The 16115-nt window shown below is 34.3% G+C and carries 16 protein-coding genes; 8 read left to right on the top strand and 8 right to left on the bottom strand.

Annotation, left to right across the window (positions count from 1 at the left end):
• Positions 1-13 precede the first annotated feature (13 nt).
• Positions 14-1225 (top strand): HD domain-containing protein, encoded by a 1212-nt coding sequence (locus Q7I96_09530; GenBank protein ID MDO9627849.1) that lies wholly within the window; start codon positions 14-16, stop codon positions 1223-1225.
• A gap of 28 nt (positions 1226-1253) precedes the next feature.
• Positions 1254-1553 carry a hypothetical protein gene (locus Q7I96_09525; protein ID MDO9627848.1) on the top strand — a complete coding sequence of 100 codons (300 nt, stop codon included), beginning with the start codon at positions 1254-1256 and terminating at the stop codon, positions 1551-1553.
• A gap of 329 nt (positions 1554-1882) precedes the next feature.
• Here Q7I96_09525 and hisB read toward each other — a convergent pair whose 3' ends face one another.
• The 8 genes from hisB to Q7I96_09485 all read right to left on the bottom strand — a co-directional run bounded on the left by hisB (position 1883) and on the right by Q7I96_09485 (position 9462).
• Entirely contained in the window at positions 1883-2464 is a 582-nt protein-coding gene (hisB, locus tag Q7I96_09520) for an imidazoleglycerol-phosphate dehydratase HisB (protein MDO9627847.1), read from the bottom strand.
• Positions 2424-2657: a ferredoxin family protein gene (locus tag Q7I96_09515; protein ID MDO9627846.1), complete on the bottom strand. Its 234-nt coding sequence runs from the start codon at positions 2655-2657 to the stop codon at positions 2424-2426. The genes hisB and Q7I96_09515 overlap by 41 nt, the downstream gene beginning before the upstream one ends.
• Positions 2658-2743: 86 nt before the next feature.
• Positions 2744-3436: a TOBE domain-containing protein gene (locus tag Q7I96_09510; protein MDO9627845.1), complete on the bottom strand. Its 693-nt coding sequence runs from the start codon at positions 3434-3436 to the stop codon at positions 2744-2746.
• A gap of 19 nt (positions 3437-3455) precedes the next feature.
• A complete protein-coding gene (locus tag Q7I96_09505) occupies positions 3456-5015 on the bottom strand; it encodes a flippase (protein MDO9627844.1) in 1560 nt (519 codons plus the stop codon).
• Positions 5016-5197: 182 nt separating this feature from the next.
• The gene (locus tag Q7I96_09500; protein MDO9627843.1) at positions 5198-5803 is read right to left on the bottom strand and encodes a flavodoxin family protein; all 606 of its coding nucleotides are present in this window, start codon (positions 5801-5803) and stop codon (positions 5198-5200) included.
• Between the two features lie 226 nt (positions 5804-6029).
• The gene (locus tag Q7I96_09495) at positions 6030-7250 is read right to left on the bottom strand and encodes a bifunctional 5,6,7,8-tetrahydromethanopterin hydro-lyase/3-hexulose-6-phosphate synthase (GenBank protein ID MDO9627842.1); all 1221 of its coding nucleotides are present in this window, start codon (positions 7248-7250) and stop codon (positions 6030-6032) included.
• A 243-nt stretch (positions 7251-7493) separates the two neighbouring features.
• Positions 7494-7781, bottom strand: coding sequence for a hypothetical protein (locus Q7I96_09490; GenBank protein ID MDO9627841.1), 288 nt, complete (start codon positions 7779-7781; stop codon positions 7494-7496).
• Positions 7782-8160: 379 nt separating this feature from the next.
• On the bottom strand, positions 8161-9462 hold the full coding sequence (locus tag Q7I96_09485) for a TrpB-like pyridoxal phosphate-dependent enzyme (protein MDO9627840.1): 1302 nt from the start codon (positions 9460-9462) through the stop codon (positions 8161-8163).
• 332 nt (positions 9463-9794) lie between these two features.
• Here Q7I96_09485 and Q7I96_09480 point away from each other — a divergent pair, with 332 nt between their 5' ends.
• The 6 genes from Q7I96_09480 to albA all read left to right on the top strand — a co-directional run bounded on the left by Q7I96_09480 (position 9795) and on the right by albA (position 16106).
• Positions 9795-10841: a DUF1786 domain-containing protein gene (locus tag Q7I96_09480; GenBank protein ID MDO9627839.1), complete on the top strand. Its 1047-nt coding sequence runs from the start codon at positions 9795-9797 to the stop codon at positions 10839-10841.
• A 117-nt stretch (positions 10842-10958) separates the two neighbouring features.
• Positions 10959-11615 carry a PHP domain-containing protein gene (locus Q7I96_09475; protein MDO9627838.1) on the top strand — a complete coding sequence of 219 codons (657 nt, stop codon included), beginning with the start codon at positions 10959-10961 and terminating at the stop codon, positions 11613-11615.
• A 340-nt stretch (positions 11616-11955) separates the two neighbouring features.
• The gene (locus tag Q7I96_09470; GenBank protein MDO9627837.1) at positions 11956-12771 is read left to right on the top strand and encodes a DUF63 family protein; all 816 of its coding nucleotides are present in this window, start codon (positions 11956-11958) and stop codon (positions 12769-12771) included.
• A gap of 223 nt (positions 12772-12994) precedes the next feature.
• Positions 12995-14512 carry a 2-isopropylmalate synthase gene (locus Q7I96_09465; GenBank protein MDO9627836.1) on the top strand — a complete coding sequence of 506 codons (1518 nt, stop codon included), beginning with the start codon at positions 12995-12997 and terminating at the stop codon, positions 14510-14512.
• A 280-nt stretch (positions 14513-14792) separates the two neighbouring features.
• Entirely contained in the window at positions 14793-15554 is a 762-nt protein-coding gene (locus Q7I96_09460) for a response regulator (protein MDO9627835.1), read from the top strand.
• A gap of 273 nt (positions 15555-15827) precedes the next feature.
• On the top strand, positions 15828-16106 hold the full coding sequence (albA, locus tag Q7I96_09455; protein MDO9627834.1) for a DNA-binding protein Alba: 279 nt from the start codon (positions 15828-15830) through the stop codon (positions 16104-16106).
• Positions 16107-16115: the final 9 nt, after the last annotated feature.

Genomic DNA, 16115 nt, shown 5'->3' with positions numbered 1-16115 from the left:
GAAGGTAAAAATAATGATAGAAAACCTCATAGAACGCTTCTTCAAGGCGGCCACCATGGAAAGATGGAATGATCATATCCGGCCTGTGCAGCTTACAGAACTGGATAAACAGGCCCATAAAATGATTATAGCATATGTTTTAGCCAAGATTGAAGAAGATAGCCGAGGAAAAGATTCTATTAATTGGATTAATCTCATTGAAGGATTTTTATTTGATTTTTTACATAGATTAGTTTTAACGGACCTAAAACCATCTGTATTTCATCGAATGATGGATGAAAAGAGAGAAGAACTAAATCAGCATGTTTTAAATGAATTGAAACATGACTTAAACGGGTTTAAGGATACATCTTTTGAAGAAAAATTTAAAAATTATCTTTCCAGTAGAGAAAGCACTTTGGAAAAGAGAATTCTTCGAGCAGCCCATTATTTAGCCACTAACTGGGAATTTAAGATAATCTATAATACGGCTCCATTTATCTATGGAATTGAGAAAACTAAAGAAAGAATAGAGAACCAGATTGAAGATCACTATGATTTAATAGGTGTTCAAAAGATTATGTTGGAGAAGAAGTCATTCGGATTCGTTGATCTTTGCGGACAGCTTAGATTCCAGAAAAGATGGGCACACTCGCCACGAATTCCGGAAACATCTGTTTTGGGCCATATGTTGATAGTCGCTACCACTTCTTATCTTTGTACCTTGGAAATGGGAGTTAAAGCATGTGAAAAACGAATTTATAACAACTTTTTCGCAGGATTATTCCACGATTTGCCAGAAGTAATGACTAAAGATATAATTTCACCGGTGAAGCGTTCAGTTAAAGGACTGGATGATATTATAAAAGAATATGAAGATTATCAAATGAAAGAGGAATTATTACCTCTTCTTCCCAAGACCTGGCATGAAGAGATGCTTTATTTCACGGGTGATGAATTTAAAAATAAAATTAAGGATTCTGAAAATATTAAGTTCGTTTCATTTAATGATTTAAATAAAAAATACAACAAAAATGAATATTATCCTTTAGATGGGGAACTGGTCAAGGCCTGTGATCAACTAGCAGCCTTTGCCGAGGCCAAGATTTCTATTCGTCATGGAGTCACTTCTAAAGATTTGGAAGATGCTCAAAAAAGCATTATGGGTGATTGGAAATCTAAAAAAGTTTCTGGCAACGATTTTGGCCATATTTTCCATAGTTTAGAGGAATTGATTGAAGAATAATTAAAGAATAATTATTTAGGGGATTACAATGTTTTCAAAATCAGAAATAGATAGTATATTTGATGAATACAATGAAATAAATGTTTCTTCCACAGCTAAATTGTCTGAAATTAAGACGAAAGATCTTACAGATTCCACACAGGAAGATGTTTCACATTACATAGATTATATTAAGTTTCAGATTAATAAAATTGACTTGGTTTTAGACAAAATTGAGCATGTTTTGGATAATTACAACCAACTGGACATTCATATAGAATCATATGAATTAAGTGACATGGAAAGAGAATTGATTTTACTGAGAAAAGAATATAGTTCTTTGATTTAATTATTATTCTTTTTTATCTTTTTTAAGAATTAATTAAATTTTTATTTTAATTTCTTTTTAAAATAACAAATTCAAGACAATAAACAATTCCCATATGGAGCATATATACTTAAGCCGATTATTTTATATTTTCGTTTAGCTACACTTTATAAAACAGAGGAAGAACTAATAATTCCACAAGATATAACTAAATTATCAATTTACAGAAAGGATAAATAAATTAAATTGCTATGGAAACTAAAGCCATAATCAGTAAATTAATATCATATAAAAAACTAAAACCCAGAGTTTTTTTTATTTTATAATATCTGACCAAAAATTTACAATTATCATAATATGCCTTTAGTACTAGGTATTTGATCATGTTCCACTTGTAAAGCGTCCTTAAGAGCTCGGGCCAGTGCCTTAAAAAGTGCTTCAATCTGGTGGTGGTCATTTTCACCTTCTACCTTGGCATTAATATTTATTCTGGCGCTGCTGGCAAAGGATTCTAAGAAATGTTCCACATTCTCAGTGGATAATTCACCAACTTTTTGCTGGGTAAATTGCATATCCATTACACAATAGCTTCGGCCACTTATATCCACGGCCACCATGGCCAATGCTTCATCCATGGGTACCAATGAATGGGATATTCTGTTTATCCCTTTTTTATCGCCTACTGCCTGGTTAAATACTTCGCCTAAAAGTATTCCCACATCTTCCACGGTGTGATGGTCATCTACGCTCACATCACCGGTGGCCTTAATTTCTAGATCGAAAAATCCATGTCTGGCAAATGATTCTAACATGTGGTCAAAGAATTCCACACCGGTTTGGATATCATAATTTCCCTGACCATCCAAATCTAGAATGATTTCAATATCAGTTTCAGAGGTTTTCCTGCTTAATTTCATTTTCCTTTTGTTCATTAGCATCCCTTACGATTTTTATAGCATCTGCGCGACATTTACTGGCGCATAATGTGCAAACATGGCATAAAGTTAAATCTTTTATTTCAGCTTTCCCTTCAGAATTCTTTTTCCAGATTCTATATCCTTTTGGACAGATTTCCAGGCAGTTACCGCAACCAGTGCACTTTTCTTGATCAACTTCTATTCTCATAAACATTCCTCGTGATATAATGATAACTGATAACTTATAAGTTACAACTTATAACTAGCTATTTAATGAATTTCATACTATTGTAATCAGCCTTTAACTACAGATAGTGAAACTGCCTTAAACCCTATGAAAACAACTTTTCCCAGATCTAATCCTAACTTTTCTCTTGAAAATTCTGTAACATCAACATCTAGAGTTTCTTTGTTATTTAATTGGATTTCAAGTCTTACCATATCATCATGAAGTTTTAAACCTACTATTTTCCCCTCGATTATATTTCTAACACTGGATTCTTGAGGTTCGAGCATTATAATGATGTCTTCTGGACTTATAAGGAGAATTATATCATCATCAATTTTAAAATCCACATTTAGGGGCAATACTATGTCTTCACCATTGAAGTCAATATGCATTACTTTTCCTTCTTCATCAATTAAAGAAATTTTTCCGCCCAATTCATTAGTCTGGGAAACTTTTTGAAGAACTTTTTCAATTTTGGTGTATTCTTTCACAATCTCTTTACCCAGTGAAGATAATTTGCTCCCTCCTCCACCTCCACGTCCCCCGCGAGTGGTGAAAACAACTTCATGGCCCATGGTTTCTTCCATTACTTCAATGTATTTTAGGGCAGTTCTATAGGGGGTCCCTGTTTTTTTGGAGGCATTCATAATAGAGCCACAATTATCAATTTTCTTTAAAAGCTCAAACCTGCGGCTATCCATGAGCATGTTCTTGCCATTAATATTTAAATTGTACTCTGCTTTCCGTGCCCTAGTCATGATAAAACCTCTTAGTTTATTATAGGGAATACTTTTCTATAAACTTAACCAATTTTTCGTTGATACTGGATAATGGACCTAATTTAGTTCCCATCCGGCGCATCATACGGATGTCTCTTTTTTCAAATCCTTTTAAAAATGTAAAAGCTATTACATATATTATTGGTGCAATTATAATAGCTAGAATCAGCCCGAAGATTGTTTGGGGGATAAAAAACATTCCTAATCCCATGACTGCAGATGCTAAAGTTATTTTAGCAAAGGACATAAATGGTAACTTCACTTCAGTAATTTTGTAGGTTTTCCACAAAATGGGGATCATTATAACAAACGCAGTAATAGTTGTAGCCAATGCAGCACCAATTATTCCGTAAAATTGTATGAGGAACCAGTTCAAAGTTATATTTACCACGCTACCTACTACTAAAATGTACATGGGTAATCTGGGATAGCCTAATCCCTGGGCTATACTAGAAGAGACCATGAATAACGTATAAAATGCCATTCCAATTACTAGTATGCTTAATGCTCCTGCCCCATATACATAATTAACACCAAAAAGAAGCTCCAAAAGAGGACCAGAAAAAATAGCAATACCAATACAGAGAGGAAGAACAGTTAAAACTACCATACGATAAGATTGAACTATATAAGTTGTTAATAATGCTTTATCTTTCAAAGCAAAGGCTTCAGACGCGGCTGGAAGTACTGCCGTAGCTACTGAGAGAGAAATTACTAGTGGAAGGCGAGCTATAGGATCCACGGCGTTATAATAACCACTAAATTTGGTAGCCATAAAAATTCCCAATATAAATATACTTGCTCCATAAATAGACATTTCAGATAATGCGGTGATGATAACGGGTATGGAGAATATTAAAAGAGTCTTGATAAGCCCCAGTTCTTGCCTAAAATTGAATTTATGTTCTGGATCAAGAGATGGTAGATATTTCCACATATATTTTCTAAAAATGATGATTGCAGAAACTGCAGAGGCCATAAATCCTATTCCTGTCCCAATCACAGCTCCTGCGGCGTAAAATCCGAGCATAACTAGAATGACTGCAAAAACAATCATGAAAACTTGTTCCACTGCTCGGGTAATTACCACATATTCCATTTTATATATTCCCTGGAATGCGCCTCTGAAAGCCCCAACTATAACGCTGAAAGGAGTTATTAGTGCTACTGCTTGAAGAGGAAGAGCTGCAGCGGGCTTATGCCATATATTATTGGCTATCATTGGCCCAATGAAAAACATAACTATGGAAAATAAAATTCCCAGAAACATCATAAATTTTAATGATGTGAAAACCACCTGACTGGCCATTTGGTCTTCTTCAAGGGCTTTATGCTGAGAAACATATTTGGCGATTGCTGGAGGCAGTCCTCCGGCGGATAGGACCTGAAATACTCCTTGGAAAAATAAGGTGTATCCTAATATTCCGTATCCTTCAGGGCCCAGCATTCGGGCCATTAAAAATCGATATACGTAACCTCCTACTCTAAATAGGAGATTACTAATCATTAAGAGGAAACTTCCTCTAAGTAGCTTTGCTGTGCCCTTACTTGTACTCATTGAATCACCGGGAAATCATATTTAGTCGAGTATGATTTCGTAAAATAAATAAAATTTAATTAAACTAAATATTATTTAGAATATTAGTTTATAAACTTGCTTAATGGCTGGTATATTTTTAATAGTTTTTGCCTAAAATAAACTAACATAAGAAATAATTTAGGAATAAAAAAATACTAAAATCAAGGTTTTTTATGAGTTTCCGGATTATAATTTTCTAGATATCTTGCAAACATATGCACGGTTTTTCGTAATGTCCGGAAACCTTCTTTATCTTCCTTAACGCCATCAAGTGAATCCTTAGACCATAAACAGGCCCCTAAATTGGCCCCAAAGGATCCCCCGCTCACGGGAATTACTCCACTTAATATGTAGTAGGTGTGAATTTGTAGCAGGGCCATCTCCTGACCACCGGAACGGTCGCCGCCCACAGCAATACCCATTCCAATTTTTCCCCGTAGAGAATCGTAATCTGCTGCTCCTAAGGCTCGGCACCGGTCCATTATACACTTTATTTGTCCGCTTACTCCACCATTATACATGGGGCTGGCTATTATAATTCCCTGTGCATTATTCAGTAATTCATATACTTCGCTCATGTCATCTTTTAGGAAACACTCTTTTTTTCTTAGACAGTAATCGCAGTGCTTGCAAGGCCCAATATTTTTGCCTCTTACTCCATAAAATGTTGTTTCAAAACCCTTATCTTCCAACATGGTGAGAGCTTCTTTTAAAACGTGATCTGTGGCCTTTTTTCTTGGACTGCCGCATATTCCCACTATCATGATGATTACCTCGTCAAATCTTAAAAAAATTTATAAGAATTATATAGTTAGAGATTAGTAGCTTTATTCTAATAAAATTTAGCTTTTAATACTATATTTAAAAAAATATAATTTTAAAAAACGATTATTTTGCCATAAATATCATAAATAAGAATGGTAAAAAAATAAATGAAATAAATAGAACAAAAAAGTAAAAAAATAAATAAATCGAGTTATCAATCAATTAAGATTAAATAGACTCGTCTTCGTCAAGGGCCAGTCGCATGGTGTCTGGGTCTTGAGGCATGTGTTCCAGGAAGTCTTCTGCAGATCTACGGACATCTCTGGACCCTATAATGTAACGACCCACTACAATAATGTCAGCTTCACTGTCTAAAGCTTGTTCAACTTTGTTAGGAGTAATTCCTCCAGCCACAGCTACTAATCCATTGGCACCGAGGCTTTCTTTAATTTCTCCGATGTTACCCCATTCAGTCATTTCTCCAGCTTCTTCTCCTCTTTCAGCTTTCATAGTTTCTAAGTCCACATTTCGGTGAAGTAGTACGATATTAGGCATGAAATTCAAGCTTTTGAGTTTTTCCACAAAGTTATCCACGTTCATCATGTCCAGTATGGAGTAGATACCTTGCTTTTGAGCTTCATGTATTGCTTTTTCAATGGATTCTATGGTACCAAGTCCAGAAATAGCTACAGCATCTGCAGTCTCATCAGCAGCCATTTTAACTTCAATACGTCCTACATCGAGAGTTTTTAAATCAGCAATGATAAAGGCGTCTTTTCTCAGTTCCCGGATCTTGCTTACAATACCTACTCCGAATTTCTTAACTAGAGGGGTTCCAGCTTCCAGTAATATTCTTTCCCGGTCAGGTAAAGTGTTAATGATTCTTTCCATTTCATCCATGTTGTCCAGGTCAAGAGCAACTTGTAGATATGGTGGGTTCCATAATTTAACGGCCTTGAATCCCATTATTGGGTGGCTTCCTCTATCTTTTTCAGCCATTACCTTTTTCATAGATGGATATCCATCCATAGCTCGTTGAATAGCTAATTTAGTAGCTCCGTAGTTGTACTGGTAAATTTTCCTAAAGTCTTCAGCTTCCGGGTGTATAAATACACTGGCCATAATTACCAGATCTTCTGCCTGGTCTTCAGGAATAATCCCTTCACTTACAGCATCTGCCACAGCTCTTCCCACTGCAGTCTGTGCTGGACCAAATATTTTATTTGCGTCTTTTAAATCTCCTACAGTTACCTTAGGGATTATGAGAGTAGCTGGTTTGGTCATTAGATTAGGCCTGATGACAGATAACAATGGGGTGTGTCCCAGAGAAAGTTGGGTCATTCCATTTACAAAAGCAGCACCGGCAGGGCTTTCTTTATCTCCAATAATTAAATCAACGTGAGCGATTTCATTTCCGCTTCCAATTAAAGCTTCACCTATTTTATACATTAAAGTCCTCCTTTATAGAATTTCATGGTTTTTTGATTATAATATTAATATAAACCATTGAATGATAATCCAATCAAAAATATAGTTTTATTTATATATAATTATTATTTATTTAATCCATTTATATTTTCTATGGTAGTAGTAGAAAAATTAGCAAATAAAAAGAGTTTCCATGTTTGTCTTTAAAAAAATAATTTTAAAAAATATTTGAATAAAAATTAAAAAATAGTAGAATTGTTGTGTTTATGTTTCTGGTGTATTGTTAGGCTTGATATAGGGAGTAGTATTGTGTTTAGTTGTGTTATGACTGGTATTATTTGTTTTTTTCTTGTAGGCCACCTTATGGCTTGGCTCTTCAGTAGAGTTACTGTTATTAACTGAGTAAGAAGTATTGGTAGTTGTATTATTGCCTAATGCTAGGGTACTATTATTTAGGTCTTCTGACGGACTTATTAAGAAAATTGCATTTACTCCGGCCAGCAAGACAACTATGACGGCCATAAATGCTATGACAACAGTTTTATAATCCATTTTATCACCTTAATGAAATTTAGTAAAAATATGTTGATAGTTATCAATCTTTTATTTTAGATAATCAATGATGATATTTATATATATCGAAGATAATTTTTTAATCATTTATAAAGCTTATTTTTAATAAATAACTGATTTTAAAGTAAAATTTATTTAATAAACGGGCCTTATTGGATTGTAGAAATTATAAAAAATTATTAAAAAATATATCTCTTTATTTAGCTTATTTACATTATAAAATCCACTAAAAATTAACAAATGAACTCTATTTGCTGATTAGCATTAAAAAAAATAATTTAAAAGTTAAAAAAGAATAAGATTAAATCTTTAATCTTATTTTTTCAATTTCAATACATTAATTTTGGTACTTTAATGATTACTTGCTGTCTTTAGGAAGTTTACCATTCAAATAATCATCGTATCCTTGTAAATCAAGCATTCCATGGCCTGAGAAGCTGACCACAATTGTTTTTTCTTCTCCAGTTTTCTTACACGCTTTAGCTTCGTCAATAGCCACTTTAATAGCGTGGCAAGTTTCTGGAGCAGGTACTACTCCTTCTGCTTTAGCAAAAGTGATTCCACTTTGGAAAACTTCATCTTGAGTTACAGTTCTACCTTCTATAAGACCTTCTTTAACCAGTAAAGCTACTTGTGGAGACATTCCGTGGTAACGGAGTCCTCCGGCATGTACTGATGGGGGCACAAAGCTGTGGCCTAGGGTGTGCATTTTCATTCGAGGAGTCATCTCACCAGAATCTGCAAAGTCATAACAATACTCTCCCTGGGTAAGTGTTGGACAGGAACTTGGCTCGGCTGCTATAAATTTACAGTCAATTTTCTCATCAATTTGGTCTTTAATGAATGGGAAAACAGCCCCACCAAAGTTACTTCCTCCACCTACACAACCAATCATGACATCTGGACTTTCATCAGCAATTTTTAACTGTTTTTTAGTTTCCAATCCAATAACTGTTTGGTGGAGCAATACGTGGTTTAAAACACTTCCTAAAGTGTAGTAAACCTTATCATCTTGTAATGCTTCTTCCACAGCTTCTGAAATAGCAATACCTAATGAGCCGGGGTGATCAGGATCTTCAGCCAATATTTTTCGCCCATATGCAGTGTCTGGGCTTGGTGAGGGGATAACATTTCCACCATATAATTGCATAATGGTTTTACGGAAAGGTTTCTGGTTGAAGGATACTTTTACCATGTACACTTTACATTCCATCTCCAGCATGGAACATGCCAGGGATAAAGCAGTTCCCCATTGTCCAGCACCAGTTTCAGTAGTTAAACGTTCTGCTCCGTCTTTTTTAGCGTAATATGCTTGAGCAATAGCAGTATTTAGCTTGTGACTGCCAGTAGGAGAGTAATCTTCCCTTTTGTAGTAGATTTTGGCCGGGGTGTCAAGTTGATCTTCCAGGTTTTTAGCTCTAAATAGGGGACTGGGTCTTCCTATCATTTTGTAAACATCTCTTACTTCTTTAGGAATATCAATCCATCTTTCTTGAGACATTTCCTGTTCTAGAACACCTTTTGAAAAGATTTTTGGAAGATTTGCAAGGTTTCCACCTTCTTCAGAGTCCTTATACTCTGGTAAAGGAACCGGTAAATCTGCATTTATATTATACCATTTTTTTGGAATTTCATCTGAGGATAGTGTAATTTTGTACATTTAATCACCATTTTTTATCTTATTTTATTTGCCCATAATTTCTTAATATGCTATTTATTAATACCACACCGTACTATTTAAATCTTTTTTGTACAAATATGTACTTTGAATTGCATCCATAATCATTAATTAATTGGCAGAATGAATTATTAATAGAATAAAATATACTTTATTTGTACTTAATTTAATCTTATTTTCTTAATTTATTTCAGTTGATTTTAGTTTTAGGAATTAGATTATTAGATATAAATAATTTAAATTAATTAATTAATTCTATTTAATTTATAATTTTACCACTAAATACTAATAATTAATAATTCAGAAGTATCCCCATGAAAATACTGGCCGTGGATGTGGGTAAAGGTACTCAAGATATTATGCTTTTTGATTCACATCAAAACATGGAAAATTCTGTAAAACTTGTTTTACCTTCACCTACTCGCATATTAGCTTCAAAAATATCTAAAATTAATAAAAATCTTTTTATAAGTGGAGAAACCATGGGCGGAGGCCCTATAAATCAGGCCATAGAGAAACATATCCAAAAAGGTTATCAAGTGGTTATGGAAGAAAATGCAGCCCGCACCATAAGGGACGATCTTAAAAAAGTAGCTTCACTAGGGATTAAAATAGTTTTTCATGATGAAAGTCGAGTAAAATACGACGATTTTGCAAAATTAGAATTAAAAGACGTTGATTTAGAGAGTATTGCTTCATCACTCTCATATTTCGGTGTAAATCTGGATTTTGATTATGTGGGGGTGGCTGTACAGGATCATGGATATAATGAGGATATGGGGGATCGTAATTTCCGATTTTTAAAAATAAGGGAAAAATTAAGCCAACCATTAGCCCCAGAAGAATTTTCATTTCACCGGGATATTCCTGATTACTTCACTAGAATGAAAGCAGTTTCCAGGACCCTATCTAATTTTGATCCATTTTTAATGGATTCCAAGTTCGCTTCAGTTTGTGGTGCCACTGCTGATCCAATGGCCCAGGAATTAAACAGCTATATTGTTATGGATGTAGGCAATGGGCACACACTGGCGGCATCCATTGAAGATGGGAAAATAAAGGGGATATTTGAGCACCATACCAGTTCCCTTACTCCTGAAAAAATAGAATACTACTTAAAAAAACTGGCAGATGCTACTATAACTCATGAAGAGGTACATGAAGACCATGGCCATGGGGCTTGGGCTCTGGAGTCCATAACTGAAATTGAAAAGGTGGTGGTAACTGGACCCCGGCGCAGTTTGATGGATGAAGTTCAATTTCCGGTTTATAATGCGGCCCCCGCTGGTGATGTAATGATGACGGGACCAGTCGGTTTAATTAACTGTATTAATCACCGAATTGAGAATAAGAATAAATGACAGTCATTAGGATTAGAAGTTATAATATGTCCTAAATTGATATTAAATATGAAATCATATTCCTAATCTAACTCACAAAAATACATTATTAATCAATCGAACATAACAGATGATAATATGATAATTGACTCACACATTCACACTATTTATTCCGGCGACGCTACTGGAACGCCTAGGGAGATAATAAAAAGGGCTAGAAGCATAGGCCTGGATGCCATAGCCATTTCTGATCACAATACTATGAAAGGATCTTTAGTCGCCCAGGAAGAAGTAAAAGAATTTAAAGATATACTCATAATCCCTGCCATGGAAATTACCACTAACAAGGGCCATATTGTGGCCTTAGGGATAAATGAAGAGATTGAAAAAAATCTTTCTCCTGAGGAGACTGTAGATTTAATTCACGATATGGATGGAATAGCGATTGTACCCCATCCTTTTGTAAGATATAGGGATGGTTTATTTGCAAAAATTAAGCACATGCCGGTGGATGCTATTGAAACCATGAATTCTCGTTATATTTTTGGATATTCTAACTGGCGGGCCAAAAAACTCTCCATTGAAAAAAACATACCTGAAATTGGGGCTAGCGACTCGCATTTTGTAGGTGCGGTGGGAAGTTGTGTGACTGATGTAGACGCTGATTTTTCGGTGGAAAGTATTTTAAAATCCATAAAAGCTGGAAAAACCACAGCTTATGGTGATAGAACTCCACTTCCTTTGATACTCAAAGAAGTTATCAATAAAAAAATTAAGCGTGTTTACGAATATTAAATATTTATAAAAAAGTCTTACTTTTTTATTTACTTATTGTGATGCTTTATTTAATATCAAATAAATCTAATATAAAATAATCACACTAAAATGGTTTAAAATTTAATTCAAGTCGAATTAACCTTTTAAATAATTATTTTTTTCTAATTTGATTCTTAAAAAAATTGATTATAAGTTCTAAATTATAAGTTATAAGTTATCAGTTTTAACTCATAATAAAAAATAAGATTGAATTTCTAATTATTTAAACTCAGATTTTTATTATCATCATCTCATTGTTGTATTGGGATCGAATTTCAAGAGATATTATTAAATGTAAACAGTACAGATTAGATTAATTATGCAAGCGGAAATTGGTATTTCGTTCTCGAACTCTGTTTCTCAATTCATCCAGAATAATTTTTTATATCTTCATCCCGGCTACACACTGTTTAATACAATTATATTTGGATTAATTTTAGGCCTGATAGTAATTGTAATAATTAAAATGTTTAAATGGATTGATAAGGATCCTGGTGATCTCTTTATAGCTTTGATTCCCTTCATATTTTTCGGATCCAGTGCCCGGGCCCTGGTGGATAATGGAATTTATCCGTTGACGTTGTGGCTGGTAACTCCGGGTATTTATGTCTTGACTGGATTGATAACAATATTAACACTTTTAGGCTCGATTTATCTGGAAAAAAAGACCCAATACGACTATAGATACATTATTTTCACAGTGGGAGTATTGATATGCATTCCCCACATTTTGAGCTTACAAAGTATAAATTTCACAGCTATGGCACATGTTTTAATTTTTTGGGGGATGTTCACCGGAATATTTGCTTTGATTGGGCGAAAATGGGATCTTCTAAAAGATAAATTTAACTTAGCAGTCCTTTCAGCCCATTTTTTCGATGCAGCATCCACTTATGTGGCAGTGGACTATTATGGTTACTGGGAACAGCATGTTCTTCCCAGTGCTTTGACCAATTTATGGGGAACCGCATTTGTAATGTTTCCTTTAAAAATAGTAGTTATTTTATCAGCTCTTTATATAATAGACACTAGTATAGAAGATAAAACAATAAGAAATACATTAAAATTGAGCATATTTATTTTAGGACTGGCTCCGGGCCTTAGAAACTTTCTAAGCTTGATAATGGGTGTTTAAATAATAATTATTATTAATATATTTTTTTCCAACTTCATTTTTTAGAAATATTTAACCATTCTCGGCAAATATTTTTATTAGATAAGGTCCTGAAATATAACTGTTTAAACGAAATTTTGTCCTAATTTCATTATTTCATTGGGATTAATGATTTATAGGATGAAAATCAGCAAATACAGGATCAGATTCTTTCTGAGCCTAGCCAAACCAAAGAGGAATGTCTATGTACATTGAGAAAGTAAAAAAAACCATGAATTTACCGGAAGAGGTAGTAATATTTGATACTACTTTAAGAGACGGTGAACAAACACCCGGTGTGGCCCTGACCGTGGATGAGAAGATACGGATAGCTAAAAAGCTGGACCATTTAGGTGTGAAAACAATTGAGGTTGGATTCCCTGCGGCTTCTGAAGGAGAAAAAGAAGCAGCTCGTGAAATATTATCTCTGGGCCTGGATGCCCAGGTTTGTGGTTTGGCAAGAACTTTGAAAGGTGACCTGGATGCTGCAATAGATTGCGAAGTTGATTATATTCATACATTTATTGGTACATCTCCTCTGCATAGAGAATTTAAGCTTAAAATGACTAAAGAAGATATTTTAAGTAAAGCAGTTGATGCTGTGGAATATATAAAAGACCATGGTATAGTGGCTGAATTTTCGGCAGAAGACGCTACCAGAACTGAATTTGAATACCTTTCTGAGATTTACCAAGCCGTGGATGAGGCCGGGGTTGATTTCATTAATGTACCCGATACGGTAGGGGTAATGATCCCAGGTTCTATGAACTGGCTGGTTAAAGAACTTAAAAAAACTATTAAGTCGAGTATAAGTGTGCACTGTCATGACGATTTTGGACTGGCAGTTGCAAATTCGCTGGCTGCAGTGGAAGCTGGAGCAGAACAGGTACATGCTACTGTAAATGGTCTGGGTGAGAGGGCAGGCAATGCTTCTTTAGAAGAAGTAGTTATGGTCTTAATCGCTCGTTATGATTTCCCTTTAGATATCAAAACTCAGCAGCTAGTTAATCTATCGGAATTTGTCTCCAGAATCACGGGGATAAAAATGCCACCTAACAAGGCTATTGTGGGAGAAAATGCGTTTGCTCATGAGTCTGGTATTCATGTGCATGGTATTCTGGAAAATGCAGAAACATATGAGCCTATTAGTCCTGAAATGGTTGGTCACACTCGCAAAATTGTTTTAGGAAAACATACTGGAGCCAATGCCCTTAGATCAAAATTAGATGAATATGGTATTGAAATGAATGAAGACCAGTTCTGCACGGTCTATGATCAGATTAAAACTCTTGGAGATAAGGGTAAAAAGGTTACTGATGCTGATTTAAAGGCCATTGCAGTGACTATTTTAGGTAAAGCCAAGGAAGAAATAGTTAAACTGGAAGGAATTGCCGTTATGACTGGGGAAAATGTAATGCCGACGGCTACAGTAAAGCTCAGCATACACGATGAAATCAAATCTGCTGCTAAAACAGGTGTGGGTCCGGTAGATGCTGCAATTAATGCTATTCAGAGTTTAATGAGTGATACTCTGGACATTGAACTTCAAGAGTATCATATAGATGCTATAACTGGTGGAACTAATGCTCTCGCTGAAGTATTTGTCATAATGAGTGATACTGATGGAAATAATGCTACTGGACGCTCAACCAGAGACGATGTGGTCATGGCCAGTGTAGAAGCAGTTTTAGATTCAATAAACAAAATTTTGATGGTTAGGTAGAATTCTGAAATTAAAATAGTTTTTCAAACGCTTAAATTATTAAATTTTTTATTAAATACTTAAATTTATTTTTATTTTTTTTTTTAGCTATTTTTTAGTGTTCTGTTTATCTTTTGATTTTATAATTCTAAAATAAAAGTAAAAAAACAGATATATTTTATATGATTAAAACATAAATAATTAGTAATAAATTTTCTATTATCAAATAAAGATATTTAAGTCAATTTTTAATTGTATAAAATGTAATAAACATTTATAGGTGCAATTGGGGAGATAAAAAATGGCCAGTGCCAAAATATTGGTTGTAGAAGATGAAAGTATAACTGCAGATGACATCAGTGAAGGACTTGTAGAATTAGGCTATGATGTTCTAGCAGCGGTTTCAACTGGGGAGGAAGCAATTAAAAAAGCAGAAGAGCTTTCACCAGATATAATTATCATGGATATCCGTTTAAAAGGTAAAATGGACGGTATTGAAGCCGCACAAGAAATTAGGCGCAGATTTGGGATTCCAGTTATTTATTTAACTGCTTATAGTGATGAAAGTACAGTGGAAAGAGCTAAAATAACAGAACCTTCGGGGTATATTCTTAAAGGAGATTCAAGTTTCTTAAGCAAGCCCTTTGATGATAGTGACCTCCATACTGCAATTGAAATTACACTTTACAAACATAAAATGGAATTGCGCCTTATAAAAAACCAGCAGCAGATGGAAAATATATTAAGAAATGTTTCTGACGCAATTATATCTACTGACTCGAAAAGACAAGTAAGATTGATAAACTCTAAAGCAGAAGACATCACTGGATGGTTAAAAGAGGATGCAATTGGAATGGATCTCATGAAGGTTTTAAATCCCATCAGTGGCCAATTAGGCCTTTTAGATACGGAAGATATTTCTATGGCCCGCCCATTAGAATTTTCAGATGAACTAATTAGAACTAAGGCTGGGGTAAAAATAAAAATTAGTGGAACTTTAAATCCGTCTAAAGATCTAAATGGAAAAATTGATGGATGGGTAATTGTATTCAATGGCCTTTAGTTCATTCATCCTTCTTAAATTAATTTAATGTTTTAATTAATTTAAATGGCCATTTTAATCTATTTTTTTTTTAAATGTTTAATATGAATACATTCTGAAATCAGATTTTCACATGATAAATAGAATTAAAATCATTTTATTTCAGTATTTGACTCCCAATACTGCTTTTTAAACAAGATTTTCTGTATTATTCTTTTTTGCAAGGATATCACAAAATATATATAATAATGGGTTACTGAAAGAATAATAGTCATTCTTTCGGAGGTTAAAGTGATGTCAGAGGAAAATGTTGTATACATTGGAAACAAACCCGTAATGAACTATGTCTTAGCAGTTGTAACCCAGATGAATGGTGGAAGTAATGAAGTGGTTCTGAAAGCTAGAGGAAGAGCCATTAGTCGCGCTGTGGACGTTGCTGAGATAGTAAGAAACAGGTTTATAACAGACATAGATGTTCAGAATATTGACATAAGCACCGAGGAAATCATTGGTAACGAGGGAACAGCCACTAATGTTTCGGCTATTGAGATACTACTTCAAAAAGATAATTAAATATACTAT

This window comes from Methanobacteriaceae archaeon (assembly GCA_030656015.1).
GTDB lineage: Archaea > Methanobacteriota > Methanobacteria > Methanobacteriales > Methanobacteriaceae > UBA349.
This window is presented reverse-complemented; position numbering and strand designations above follow the sequence as displayed.

What these genes read in the sequence shown, in the direction of transcription:
- Q7I96_09530 (MDO9627849.1), top strand. Translation starts at nt 14, where the DNA reads ATGATAGAAAACCTCATAGAACGCTTCTTCAAGGCGGCCACCATGGAA.
- Q7I96_09525 (MDO9627848.1), top strand. Translation starts at nt 1,254, where the DNA reads ATGTTTTCAAAATCAGAAATAGATAGTATATTTGATGAATACAATGAA.
- hisB (MDO9627847.1), bottom strand. Translation starts at nt 2,464, where the DNA reads ATGAACAAAAGGAAAATGAAATTAAGCAGGAAAACCTCTGAAACTGAT.
- Q7I96_09515 (MDO9627846.1), bottom strand. Translation starts at nt 2,657, where the DNA reads ATGAGAATAGAAGTTGATCAAGAAAAGTGCACTGGTTGCGGTAACTGC.
- Q7I96_09510 (MDO9627845.1), bottom strand. Translation starts at nt 3,436, where the DNA reads ATGACTAGGGCACGGAAAGCAGAGTACAATTTAAATATTAATGGCAAG.
- Q7I96_09505 (MDO9627844.1), bottom strand. Translation starts at nt 5,015, where the DNA reads ATGAGTACAAGTAAGGGCACAGCAAAGCTACTTAGAGGAAGTTTCCTC.
- Q7I96_09495 (MDO9627842.1), bottom strand. Translation starts at nt 7,250, where the DNA reads ATGTATAAAATAGGTGAAGCTTTAATTGGAAGCGGAAATGAAATCGCT.
- Q7I96_09490 (MDO9627841.1), bottom strand. Translation starts at nt 7,781, where the DNA reads ATGGATTATAAAACTGTTGTCATAGCATTTATGGCCGTCATAGTTGTC.
- Q7I96_09485 (MDO9627840.1), bottom strand. Translation starts at nt 9,462, where the DNA reads ATGTACAAAATTACACTATCCTCAGATGAAATTCCAAAAAAATGGTAT.
- Q7I96_09480 (MDO9627839.1), top strand. Translation starts at nt 9,795, where the DNA reads ATGAAAATACTGGCCGTGGATGTGGGTAAAGGTACTCAAGATATTATG.
- Q7I96_09475 (MDO9627838.1), top strand. Translation starts at nt 10,959, where the DNA reads ATGATAATTGACTCACACATTCACACTATTTATTCCGGCGACGCTACT.
- Q7I96_09470 (MDO9627837.1), top strand. Translation starts at nt 11,956, where the DNA reads ATGCAAGCGGAAATTGGTATTTCGTTCTCGAACTCTGTTTCTCAATTC.
- Q7I96_09465 (MDO9627836.1), top strand. Translation starts at nt 12,995, where the DNA reads ATGTACATTGAGAAAGTAAAAAAAACCATGAATTTACCGGAAGAGGTA.
- Q7I96_09460 (MDO9627835.1), top strand. Translation starts at nt 14,793, where the DNA reads ATGGCCAGTGCCAAAATATTGGTTGTAGAAGATGAAAGTATAACTGCA.
- albA (MDO9627834.1), top strand. Translation starts at nt 15,828, where the DNA reads ATGTCAGAGGAAAATGTTGTATACATTGGAAACAAACCCGTAATGAAC.